This window comes from Tistrella mobilis (assembly GCF_039634785.1).
In the GTDB taxonomy this organism is placed as follows: domain Bacteria; phylum Pseudomonadota; class Alphaproteobacteria; order Tistrellales; family Tistrellaceae; genus Tistrella; species Tistrella mobilis.
In genome coordinates this window covers 161,386-172,795 of the sequence record NZ_JBBIAB010000001.1, presented here as the reverse complement: position 1 = coordinate 172,795, position 11,410 = coordinate 161,386, and the positions used below count along the sequence as shown (strand labels likewise).

Annotated in this window: 11 protein-coding genes, 1 pseudogene and 1 riboswitch; of the genes and pseudogenes, 4 read left to right on the top strand and 8 right to left on the bottom strand. The window is 69.4% G+C overall.

Annotated features, from left to right (window positions below; all coding sequences use genetic code 11):
• Window positions 1-5 precede the first annotated feature (5 nt).
• From sdhD to WI697_RS00830, 4 genes are all read right to left on the bottom strand, one after another.
• Window positions 6-386: a succinate dehydrogenase, hydrophobic membrane anchor protein gene (sdhD, locus tag WI697_RS00845; RefSeq protein WP_014746789.1), complete on the bottom strand. Its 381-nt coding sequence runs from the start codon at window positions 384-386 to the stop codon at window positions 6-8.
• A 49-nt stretch (window positions 387-435) separates the two neighbouring features.
• Entirely contained in the window at window positions 436-822 is a 387-nt protein-coding gene (sdhC, locus tag WI697_RS00840; RefSeq protein ID WP_062770480.1) for a succinate dehydrogenase, cytochrome b556 subunit, read from the bottom strand.
• A gap of 229 nt (window positions 823-1,051) precedes the next feature.
• A complete protein-coding gene (locus tag WI697_RS00835; RefSeq protein WP_345957074.1) occupies window positions 1,052-2,119 on the bottom strand; it encodes a MaoC family dehydratase in 1,068 nt (355 codons plus the stop codon).
• 10 nt (window positions 2,120-2,129) lie between these two features.
• The gene (locus WI697_RS00830) at window positions 2,130-3,002 is read right to left on the bottom strand and encodes an HpcH/HpaI aldolase/citrate lyase family protein (protein WP_062770486.1); all 873 of its coding nucleotides are present in this window, start codon (window positions 3,000-3,002) and stop codon (window positions 2,130-2,132) included.
• A 447-nt stretch (window positions 3,003-3,449) separates the two neighbouring features.
• Between WI697_RS00830 and pdxY the strand changes: the two genes are divergently transcribed.
• Window positions 3,450-4,316, top strand: a complete 867-nt coding sequence (gene pdxY / locus WI697_RS00825; protein WP_345957073.1) for a pyridoxal kinase — start codon at window positions 3,450-3,452, stop codon at window positions 4,314-4,316.
• A gap of 18 nt (window positions 4,317-4,334) precedes the next feature.
• Here the strand turns inward: pdxY and WI697_RS00820 are convergent, their stop codons facing one another.
• Complete coding sequence (locus WI697_RS00820; protein WP_345957072.1) at window positions 4,335-4,826, bottom strand: Lrp/AsnC family transcriptional regulator; 492 nt, start codon at window positions 4,824-4,826, stop codon at window positions 4,335-4,337.
• Between the two features lie 218 nt (window positions 4,827-5,044).
• Here WI697_RS00820 and WI697_RS00815 point away from each other — a divergent pair, with 218 nt between their 5' ends.
• From WI697_RS00815 to WI697_RS00805, 3 genes are read left to right on the top strand one after another with little or no spacing between them, the layout of a single operon-like run.
• Entirely contained in the window at window positions 5,045-5,827 is a 783-nt protein-coding gene (locus tag WI697_RS00815; RefSeq protein WP_082828911.1) for a YqcI/YcgG family protein, read from the top strand.
• A gap of 3 nt (window positions 5,828-5,830) precedes the next feature.
• Entirely contained in the window at window positions 5,831-6,169 is a 339-nt protein-coding gene (locus tag WI697_RS00810; RefSeq protein WP_082828912.1) for a cupin domain-containing protein, read from the top strand.
• A complete protein-coding gene (locus WI697_RS00805; protein ID WP_345957071.1) occupies window positions 6,166-7,416 on the top strand; it encodes an APC family permease in 1,251 nt (416 codons plus the stop codon). Before WI697_RS00810 ends, WI697_RS00805 begins: the two co-directional genes overlap by 4 nt.
• On the opposite strand, the pseudogene thiC reads toward WI697_RS00805, so the two are convergent.
• The 3 genes and pseudogenes from thiC to WI697_RS00790 all read right to left on the bottom strand — a co-directional run.
• Window positions 7,416-9,128 (bottom strand): annotated as a pseudogene (thiC, locus tag WI697_RS00800) (phosphomethylpyrimidine synthase ThiC); the annotation flags it as partial. The gene WI697_RS00805 and the pseudogene thiC overlap by 1 nt on opposite strands.
• Window positions 9,129-9,257: 129 nt before the next feature.
• Window positions 9,258-9,388, bottom strand: a riboswitch (TPP riboswitch).
• A gap of 51 nt (window positions 9,389-9,439) precedes the next feature.
• The gene (locus WI697_RS00795) at window positions 9,440-10,099 is read right to left on the bottom strand and encodes a 2OG-Fe(II) oxygenase (RefSeq protein ID WP_345957070.1); all 660 of its coding nucleotides are present in this window, start codon (window positions 10,097-10,099) and stop codon (window positions 9,440-9,442) included.
• Between the two features lie 13 nt (window positions 10,100-10,112).
• Complete coding sequence (locus WI697_RS00790) at window positions 10,113-11,171, bottom strand: aspartate-semialdehyde dehydrogenase (RefSeq protein WP_062770500.1); 1,059 nt, start codon at window positions 11,169-11,171, stop codon at window positions 10,113-10,115.
• Window positions 11,172-11,410 lie beyond the last annotated feature (239 nt).

Here is an 11,410-nt window from a genome sequence, read left to right as displayed (position 1 = left end):
CGCGTTCAGCCTCCGAAGGCGAGCTTCAGCACCGAGACGACGCAGGCGATGCCGACGATGACCACGGCGAAGGTCATGGCGGTCAGCGACGCGATCTTGCATGCCTCGTTGTGCACGTAATCCTCGATGACGACCTGCAGGCCCAGTTTCGCATGCCAGAACAGGCTGACCAGGAAAGCGATCATCAGTGCGGCGGAGACCGGCGAGGACATCCAGTCCACCATCTCCAGCCGGCCGGCGCCCAGATGCGCGATCACCGAAATCACGAACCACAGGGTCAACGGCACCATGGCCATGGCGGTCACCCGCTGAAGCCACCAGTGCTGGACACCTTCTTTAGCCGAGCCCAGCCCGCGAACGCGGGCGAGGGGATTGCGCAAGCTCATCTTGATCGTCCTCGAACCAGCCGCAGTTTCTGCAGTCTTTTCTCGCCCATCAGACCGACAGGCCGATGATCCAGGCCAGCAGGGTCAGGCCGCCGGCGGCGACCAGCACGATGCGGCCCATCTTCTCGGCCTGCTTGATGTCGAAGCCGTAGCCTGCATCCCAGACCAGGTGCCGGATGCCGTTCGCCATGTGGTAGAACAGCGCCAGGCTCCATCCGAACATCAGCAGCATGCCGAACCACGAGCCAAGAAAGCCCTGCACGGTTTCGAAAGACTCAGCGCCCGTCGCGGCGGCGATCAGCCACCAGGCGAGCAGCAGGGTGCCGACGCTCAACGCCACGCCGGTGGCGCGGTGCGAGATCGACATGAGCGCCGTCAGCGGCAGGCGGTAGACCTGCAGATGCGGCGAAAGCGGTCGGTTGTCGGTCTTGGCCATGGGCTTCTAGAACCTGCACTCCAGGGGCTCGTCCCGGCATGGCGAGGGTACCCCGCCGGGCGGCTCAACGTTTACGGCTTGAAAACGCACGCCTTTCGTCACGCCGTACTGAATAGGCCCACCCGCCGCCCAAGTCAACGAAAGCCCGGCGAAAGTCGCACCCCCCGTGCCATGCGCAGGCACAGGGGGCCGGAACCGGGCGCCCGAAGGTTGTGGGCGGCGGTGCTGTTCAGCCGCGGCGCGGCACCAGCACGGTGTAATCTAGGTCGAGAACGACGTCGGCAAGATATTTGCCGTCGGCATCTTTGAGCGGGAAGTCGGCGGCGGCCCGATTCTTTGTGGCAATGAGACGCAGTCGCAATGCACCCAGATCGGTGCGCCCGGGCAGGGCGTCGGCCGAGATCACTTCGGACCAGGCGTGGATGGTGTCGCCGGCGAAGGTGGGGTTGGCATGGGCACCGGCATTGATCGCCGCCACCCGGACGATGTTGGCCAGGCCGTTGAACGACAGCGACCGGGCCAGGCTGATGATGTGACCGCCATAGATCAGCCGCCGGCCGAAGCGGTTGCCATTGGCTTCCAGCTGGTTGAAATGGACCTTGGCGGTGTTCTGATAGAGGCGCGTCGCGATCTGATGCTCGGCCTCTTCGATGGTCATGCCGTCGACATGATCGATGCGCTCGCCGGGGCTGTAGTCCTCGAAGGCGTGCGGTTCACCCGAGAGGGCGAAATCGAAGCCGCGGGCATCCAGCCCGGTCGGCACCACCAGATCGGCGGCATCGACCGCCCTGGGCAGATCGGCGGGCGGGCAGTCATGGGTGGCCGAGACGTCGGTGCCGGGGGCGCGGCGCTTCACCATCACCCAGCGGACGTAGTCCAGCACCATCTCGCCCCGCTGATTGCGCCCGGTGGAGCGCACCCAGACCACCCCGGTCTGGCCGTTGCCGTTGGGCTTGAGGCCGATGACGGTGGAGCGGGTGGAAAGCGTGTCGCCGGCAAAGACCGGCACGCCGAACCGGCCGCCGGCATAGCCCAGATTGGCGACCGCGTTCAGCGAGACGTCGGGGACGGTCTTGCCGAAGACGACGTGGAAGACGAGCAGATCGTCGATCGGCGCGCCGCCGAGACCCAGGCCGCGGGCGAATTCGGCCGAGGAATTCACCGCGAAGCGGGTGCCGTAGAGCGCGGTATACAGCGACTGGTCGCCCTCGGTCACCGTGCGCGGGGTGGCGTGAACGATTTCCTCATCCAGGGTGAAGTCTTCGAAGAAGCGGCCGGGATTGGTCTTCTGTGCCATCGGTTCCGCCTCAGCCCAGGGTCTTGATCTGCTCTGCCATGTCGAGCAGGCGGCGGGCGCCGACCACATGCAGGTTCTCGACCAGCTTGCCGTCGACCACGACCACGCCCTTGCCCTCGGCAACCGCGGCCTGATGGGCGGCGATGATCTTCCCGGCCTTGGCGATATCGGCTTCCGACGGGCCGAAGGCCTCGTTGGCGGCGGCGAGCTGCTTGGGATGGATCAGGGTCTTGCCGTCCATGCCGAGTTCCGCACCCTGGCGGCAGACGCGGGCGAAGCCCTCTTCGTCGTCCAGATCCAGATGCACGCCGTCCATGACCGCGAGGTCGAAGGCGCGGGCGGCCAGGATGCACAGCGACAGGCTGGCGAGGAAGGGCAGGCGCTCCGGGGTATGGGCGCAGTGGAGATCCTTGGCGAGATCCGAGGTGCCGAGCACCAGGCCGGCAAGGCGCGGGGTGGCGCCGGCGACTTCCTCGGCCCTCAGGATCGCGAGCGGGGTTTCCATCATCACCCACAGCTTCAGATCGTCGGGCGCACCCGCATCGCGCAGCACGGCTTCCGCCTGCCGCACGCCCTCGGCGCCGTCGACCTTGGGGACCAGCACGCCATGGGCGCCGCTCTTCGCCGCCGCGACCAGATCCGCATGGCCCCAGGGGGTGGTGAGCGCATTCACGCGCATGATCAGCTCGCGATTGCCGTAGCCGCCTTCGGCCAGCGCCGCCACCACATTGGCGCGGGCGGCATCCTTCGCATCCGGCGCGCAGCTGTCTTCCAGGTCCAGGATCAGCGCGTCGGCCGCGAGGCTACGGGCCTTGTCGAGGGCGCGGGTATTGGCACCCGGCATATAAAGCATGCTGCGGCGGGGACGATTGGTCTTGGCCATGTCGCGGGCTTCCGTGGCTGGGGTGAATGGCGGAAAGGCGATCCCCGGCCGGACCCCGAGAAGGCCGCACCCGCGGCGCCGGATCCGCGGGCAGGGATCCGTGCGGCGGGACGGGAAGAAGGCCCGGCCGGCTCGCGCGCGACTATAAACCACCTTGTGCCGCTGCGAAAGCGTTGCGCAGATCCGTTCCGCAGCGCAACAAAGTTGCCGACCCGCGCCTGCAGGAGGTGCAGGTCCGGGCTGCAGCCGCCGACGGTGCGCAGGGGTTGAAGCCTCCGGCCCGGCCGTGCAAGCATCCAGGTCCGCGGCGCCTGCGAACACGGGCTGCCGCCGGAAGCCGGTCGCCACCCCCGACTTCCGTCTCCCGCCCCTGATCCCCTCTATGTCCGGTGCAGCCCGCGCGATGCCGCATGCGCTGCCGGACCCTGCGTTTTGGGAGTACCGCCGATGACTGTCCTCAGCATCCAGTCACGGGTGAGCTTCGGCCATGTCGGCAATTGTGCCGCCACACTGCCGCTGGAGCGGCTGGGCCAGGAGGTCTGCCCGATCGACACGGTGCGGTTCAGCAGCAACCCCCGCTATCCCGGCTGGCGAGGCACCGTGGTCGACGAGACCGAGATGCGTGGCATCGTCGAGGGGCTGGACGCCCTGCCCGAAGAGGCGGGCGGCGGGCTCGGTTTCGTGCGGGCGGTGCTGACCGGCTATTTCGGCAGCGCCGGCCAGGTGACCGTGGCGGCGGATGCGGTGGACCGCGTCCGCCGGCGGGTGCCCGGGGCCTTCTACCTGTTCGATCCGGTGATCGGCGACTATCCGGGCGGGCGCTATGTCCAGCCGGGCGTGGCCGAGGCGATGGTCGAACACCTGCTGCCACGCGCCAATCTGGTGGTGCCCAATCATTTCGAACTCGACCACCTGACCGGCCGCCACACCCGCACCCGCGCCGAGGTGATCGAGGCGCTGGACCGGCTGGCGGCCATGGGGCCCGAGATGGCGGTGGCGACCTCGGTCAAGGTTGCCGAGACGGCGGCGGGGTCGGTGGAGGTGATCGCGGTCGGCCGCGCCGGCCGCTTCCGGATCGAGACCCCGCTGGTGCCGGTCCATTTCTCGGGCACCGGCGACATGTTCTCGGCCGTGCTGCTCGCCGACTGGCTGACCCATCGCGACCTGGCCCGCGCCATCCGCCGGGCCGTCGCCGCCACCTGGGCGGTGGTGGAGGAAAGCCGCAAGCTGGGCGGGCCGGAACTGGCCCTGGTGGCGGCGCAGGAGGCGATGCTGGCCGCCGATTACCGTGCGGTCGGGGTCCATCCGCTCTGACGTCGGCCTGCCCTTGCCTCAGCCGTCGCGCTGCCAGCCGTCCAGGATCACCGCGGTCGAGACCGACTTGACCGCGGTGTGCCGGGCCAGGTGGTCGCGCAGGCCGTCGAGGGCTGCGACCGACAGGCAGTGGACGATGATGATCAGGTCGGGCGTGCCGGTCACCGCCCAGGCGGCGCGGCATTCCGGGCGCTGACGGATGGTGGCGAGCAGGCCGCGATGGCTGCCGGTGCGGGCGACGATCGAGAACAGGGCGTCGATGCCGCGATCTGCGGTGGTGGCTGCCGGCAGGGTGGTTTCGACCGTGAAGCGGCGGATAACCCCCTGCGCCTGCAGGCGATCGATCCGGCGGCGGATGGCGGGACGCGAGGTGCCGATCAGGGCGGCCAGCGTGCTGATGCTGCGGCGGGCATCCTCGCGCAGCAGGTCGATCAGCTGCAGATCGGTCTCGCTCAGGGACGGCTCCGGCGCGTCGCGGCGCCGGCCGGGTGAGGCCTGGTCCTGAGACATGATCATGGGTTCCGGTGCGGATGCGTGCCCCCTGGTTATTGCCCAGGGGTTTCATTATGGTATGAAGTGTTCAATTTGAACTCTGGTCTGGCGAGCAATGCAACGGTTAAGTGTGCGGTGACTGCGGTCGCAACTTGTAGCTTCCAAATCGATGTGGGGACGTCGATTTGCGGGGCCTGCGGCCGCACCCCCGCCATCGCCAGTCATGGGAAGACATCATGTTCGACACGGGACCGATGTCCGCTGCACCCGCGCCCTATCTGTCGCGCGACGATCTTGCCGGCCGGCTGCCTGCAGGCAGCTGGCAGCGGGTGGTGTATGACGAATTCGCCGCCACCATCTCCAGTCCGGTCCGGCCTTTCCCCTGCGTCTTCGGGGTGAAGGGCTTCGAGACCGACCAGCTGCGCTATCTGTTCATCGACGACGAGGCCGCGGATCCCGACGGGCCGGCGGCCGACCGGCTGGCCGCGGCGCTGGGCCGTTTCGTGGCCGAGGCCCGCAGCTTCGGGCCCCATGCCTCTCTGGTCGCCTTCTTCCGCCCCGGCCGCGTGGCGGGGATCGAGGAATACCGGGCGCGGATGTGGGGGCTGCTGGCGGCGCTGGCCCGACGCGATGCGGCGCCCTGGCCGGCGGAGATTCCGGCCGGCACCGATGAACCGCTCTGGGAGTTCTGCTTCGCGGGCGAGCCGGTCTTCGTGGTCTGCAACACCCCCGCCCATATCGCCCGCCAGAGCCGGCGGTCCAGCACCTTCATGCTGACCTTCCAGCCGCGCTGGGTGTTCGACAAAATCCTGGGGACGGAACAGGCCGCCGCGACGTCGTTCGCCAAGGTGCGGCGGCGGCTGGTCGCTTTCGACATGCTGCCGGCCTCGCCCGATCTCGGCCGCTATGGCGCACCCGAGACCCGCGAGCATCGCCAGTATTTCCTGGACGACGCCAACCGGCCGGCACCCGCCTGCCCGTTCGCGCGGCTCAGGGATACCGATGCGGAGGTGGTCTGAGCCATGGTCGAGATCCTGACCCGCCACCTGACCCCGCCGGCCCTGCCTGACCTGATCCGGACGCTGATGCCGGAACAGGGGGCGGTCGAGGTGCAGCGTGACCAGCCGGGCAAGGAACATGCCTGGCATGCCCATCCGGTGGACGAGACCCTGGTGATCCTGGAGGGGAGCCTGCGATTCTATTGGGCGGACGCGTCCGGCAACACCGAGACCGTCTGCCGCCGGGGCGATGTGATCCGGCTGCCGGCCGGTATCCGCCACGGTTCGGTAGCGCTGGAGGGGGGCGTGGTCTATCTGATCGCGCCCCGCATCGTGGAGCTGGGAGGAGGAGGGACGGCATGAGCGAGGACGGCCGCGAACTCGCACGCAATCTGGGCCCGCTTAAAGGGGCGGCGGTGATGCTGAACATCGTGCTGGGGGCAGGGCTGCTGATCCTGCCGGGCCTGGCGGTGCGGCAGGCGGGCGATCATGCCCTGCTGGCCTGGGGCATCTGTGCGCTCGCCGCCCTGCCACTGCTTGCGGTGTTCGTGATCCTGGGGCGGCGGTTTCCGGATGCGGGCGGCATCGGCCATTTCGCCGCCCGCGCCTTCGGCCCCGCCTGGGCGCCGGCCTCGTCCTTCATCCTGCTGGGGGCGGTGGCGATCGGCCTGCCCTCGATCGCGCTGACCGGCGGGTATTATGCCGCGGGCGCGGTGGGCGGCAGCCCGCATGCCTGGGCGGCGGGGCTGGTGACGGCGGGGTTTGCGGTGAACCTGCTGTCCGCCGCGGGGGCGGCCAGGGTGAACCAGGCGATGGCGGCCGTGCTGCTGGTGCTGCTGGGGGCAATTGCGGTGGCCGGCGCGGTGCTGGTGCCGGAAGCCGCCCAACCCCTGCCCCTGCTGCCCGACCGGATCGACTGGGCCCTGGCGCTGGCGCCGTTCATGATGATCTTCTTCGCCTTCACGGGCTGGGAGATCGCGTCCAACCTGTCGGAGGAGTTCCGCGACCCGGCCCGGGATTTCCCGCGGGCGATGGCGCTGTCTTTCGTGGTGGCGGTGGTGCTTTACCTGGTCATGGCCTGGATCGCCCAGACCCGCGATCTGGACGGCCGGTTCGAGACCCCGTTCGCGGCGATCATGGATGGCCGGTTCGGGGCTGTCGGCGGCCGGGCGGTGGCGGCGGTCGTGACCGTGATGATCCTGGCCAATCTGGCCGCCGCCATCTGGGGCGTGTCGCGGATGATTTTCGCCCTCGCCCGCGCCGGCACCCTGCCGTCGGCGCTGGCCGGCCTGCGGGGCGACCAGCCGGTCAGGGCGGCCGGTGTGCTGGTCATGGTGCTGCTGGCGGTGATCGCCGCCGACGCGGCCGGCTTCAGCCGGGTCGATGTCCTGCTCGGCATCGCCGGGCAGAATTTCCTGATCCTGTACGGGGTTGCGGCGGCGGCGCTGTTCCGGCTGTCGGAAGGCCCGGGCACCCGGCTGCTCGCCGCCGCCTGCGTGGTTCTGGTGGCCGGCCTCGCCCTGGCCCAGGGCGGATCGGTGATCTATCCGCTGGTGCTGGCGGCGCTGGGGCTGGCCGTCCATCGCCGCCGGGCCCTGCACGCGGCCTAGCCTTCCGCCTGGGCAGCCGCGCGGATGTCGTGGGAGATGCGCATCGAACAGAATGTCGGCCCGCACATCGAACAGAACCGGGCCGATTTATGGGCGGCGGCCGGCAGGGTTTCGTCATGCAGGCGCCGGGCGGTGTCGGGGTCGAGTGCCAGGTTGAACTGGTCCTCCCAGCGGAAATCGAACCGGGCGCGGGACAGGGCGTCGTCGCGCAGCCGGGCGGCCGGATGGCCCTTGGCCAGATCGGCGGCATGGGCGGCGATGCGATAGGTCACCACGCCGGTGCGCACGTCTTCGCGGTCGGGCAGGCCCAGATGCTCTTTCGGCGTCACATAGCAGAGCATGGCCGTGCCGAACCAGCCGATCATCGCGGCGCCGATGCCGGATGTGATGTGGTCGTAGCCGGGGGCGATGTCGGTGACCAGCGGGCCCAGGGTGTAGAAGGGGGCATCGCCACAGAGCGCCGCCTGCCGTTCCACATTCTCGCGGATCCTGTGCATGGGGACATGGCCGGGCCCTTCGACCATCACCTGGCAGTCGCGGGCGCGGGCGATGCGGGTAAGCTCGCCCAGGGTTTCGAGTTCGGCGAACTGGGCGGCGTCGTTGGCGTCGGCCACCGATCCCGGCCGCAGCCCGTCGCCCAAAGAGAACGACACGTCATAGGCCCGGGCGATGTCGCAGATCTCGTCGAAATGGCTGTAGAGGAAGTTTTCCGCCCGGTGGTACTGGCACCAGCGGGCCATGATCGACCCGCCGCGGCTGACGATGCCGGTCACCCGGCCGGCGGTGAGCGGGATATGGGCGGCCCGTACCCCGGCATGGATGGTGAAATAGTCCACCCCCTGTTCGGCCTGTTCGATCAGCGTGTCGCGATAGACCGGCCAGTCGAGCGCCTCGGCGATGCCGCCCACCTTTTCCAGCGCCTGATAGAGCGGAACCGTTCCGATCGGCACCGGGCTGTTGCGCAGGATCCATTCCCGGATGCCGTGAATGTCGCGGCCGGTCGACAGATCCATGACCGTATCGGCGCCCCAGCGTGTGGCCCAGACCATCTTCTCGACCTCGTCGGCCATCGACGAGGTGACGGCGGAATTGCCGATATTGGCGTTCACCTTCACCAGGAAGTTCCGGCCGATGATCATCGGCTCGATTTCGGGATGGTTGACGTTGGCGGGAATGATCGCGCGGCCCGATGCGACTTCGTCCCGCACGAAATCCGGGGTGATATGGCCATCCTCGCGGCCGAGGTTTTCCCGGATGGCGACGAACTCCATCTCGGGCGTCACGATGCCGGCACGGGCATAGGCGAGCTGGGTGGCCGCCGCTCCCGCTCTGGCGCGAAGCGGCCGGTGGCGGATCGGGAAGGCCGGCATCCGGCAGCGGCCGGGCGAGGGGGCATCGGGGGTGGGCCGGGGGGCGCCGTCGATCTCTTCGACATCGCCGCGGGCCAGGATCCAGGGGGTTCGGATCCGGGGCAGCCCCTCTTCCAGACGGGGCGTCCGCGTGGGGTCGGTATAGGGGCCCGAGGCGTCATAGAGCGGCAGCGGCGGCTCTCCGGACGCGGGATCGAGGTGAACCTCGCGCAGGGGCACCCGGATCTCGGGATGAAGGCGGCCCGGCACCAGGCGTTTCGTCGAGGCGGGCAGGGGACCCATGGTCACCAGGGGGGTGTCGGTCGGGTCGGTCGTGACATCAGGCCGGTCGGTCGACGGCATGAGCGAGGCTCCACATCATCGGCGTGGAGACCCAGTTCGCGGACGGACGGGTGGAGATTGCTCCGGAACGCGGTCGGGCAAAGGAGCGTAGCCGGGCATAGATTGAGACGCCTGGCTTGCGGCAGCTCTGCCGAGACGCGTGCACCATCCCTACGCCAGTATGAACTGGATCAGGTTCGGCGGGTCTCTGCGCTGCCAAGGTCTCGAAACCTTCGCCAGCAGACTCTCAGCCCCTTGTCGGGACTCCCCGGGTGAAGGCCTCTATTAGTTCAACAAGGCGTGGGTTCGTCAACCACGGAGGTCGACGTGGATCAGACGAAGCCGGGCCCGTGCACCCAGGCCACGAAGCTGTAGCGGCAGCCGCGGGTGACGGGCGTGACCTCGTGGACGACATAGGACGGAAAGGCGATGGCGGTGCCCCGGCGGCGCGGGCCGGTGATCGGCACGGCCTGGGGTTCCAGGATCAGATCGCCGCCGTCATAGGTCTTAGGCGCCGAGAGCTGGATCGAGATGCCGAGCTTGCGGCGCCGGGCGCGCGGGCCTTCGCCGCGGTCGACATGGCGGATATAGCCGCCGGCGATCTCGGCATCGTATCGGGCGATCTGGAAGGCTTCGTCGAAGCCGTCGAGGGCGAAGCCGAAGCGGGTGCGGTTGAGCAGGGCCGTCACCTCGGCCATCCGCCGGTCGACCGCGGCGGTGAGGTCGGGGTCGGGGCTGCTGTCGGCATCGAACCACAGCACCCGCGACCGCCGGATTCCGGCCGACTGCACCCCCTTGACCAGAGAGGCGGTATGGCCGCCTACGGCATCGAAGGCGGCGATCAACGCATCGCAGAGCGCGTCGTCGAAGACGCCGTCGAGGGCCGCGAATCCGGCAGGGCGCAGGCCGCTTGCCGGATAGACCGCCTCGTCGCGGAGCGGGGCCGGGCGGAAGGCCGGCACAGGAAGATCAAGACGGTCGGCCGGCCCCATATGGATCTCCGGATCAGGCCTCGGGGGTGCTCCCCAGGCGGGGGGTGAGGTGGTCGCGGAGCAGGGTCTCCGCAATCTCGACCGCGGTCAGCGCCTGGCCGCGATGCAGGTTGTCGGCGACGATCCAGAGATCGAGCGTGCGCGCATCGCTCCGGTCCGACAGCAGGCGCGAGACATAGACCGGCGCCTCGCCGACGATCTCGACCGGGGTGGTGGCGGCATCCTGGTCGGCCTCGCCGCCCGGCACCGGGGCGGTGACCGCCAGATCGCGATCGTCATGCAGCGCCGCCCAGGCCGCGGCCGGGTCGATCGCGCGCTCGAAGGTGACGGAGAGCGCGATGCTGTCGCCGATGAACACCGGCACCTGTGCGGTGATGATCCGGGCGGCGATGGCGGGGCCGAGCAGGGCGCCGATGGCACCGGCGATCTCGTGCTCTTCCCGCGTGCGGCCGGTGGCGGCATCGTCGGCCTCGGCGCCGATCACGTTGAAGGCGATCTGCTTCGGAAACTGCTCGGGATCGCGGCGGTTGCCGATGAAGATGTCCTTGGTCTGGTCGAACAGCTCGTCCATCGCCGCCTTGCCGGCGCCCGAAACGGATTGCAGCACGGTGGCGGAGAGGGCGGTCACGGGGACCAGGGCATGCAGCGGCTTCAGCGCCATGGCGATCGCGACGGCGGCAGCCGGCGGGCAGGCGACGGCACGGTGGCGGCTCCAGGCCCTGAGCGCGCGCGGGTTCACCGGCACCAGGGCCTGGGGCACGCCGTCGATGCTGCGATAGGCGCCGGTCATGTCGACCACCACCGCACCCGCGGCGGCGGCGCGGGGGCCGTGCACCCTGGCGATGGCCGGCAGGCCGGCGAAGATCGCGATCGCAACGCCCGCGAAATCGAAATCGGCAAGCTTCACGAGCGGCACTTCGTGGTCGTCGCCATAGGTGAGGGCGTCGCCGCGCTGAACCTCGGTCTCCAGCGCGCGGACCCGTTCGACACCGGTTCCGCGGGCCGCTAGAACCTGCAGCACTTCGCGTCCGGCGGCACCGGCGGCACCGATCACCGCGATCACATCGGCCATGACGTCTTCCTTCGATCTCGTCTGAAAAGGGCGGAAGCGCCGTCGGGGAGGCCCCGGCCCGTTACCGGGAGGAGGCTACCGGGAGGAGGCTACCGGGAGGAGGGGCTCCGGAACGGCATTGCGCCCGCCGGGCAGCGGCGAAACTCGCCGATGCCTTGCGGGCGCAAGATAGGGGCGGAGCCCTGCCGATGGAAGGGCTTCGCCGTTCTGTCGTCGTAAAGATCGGCTGGGGGCCGGGG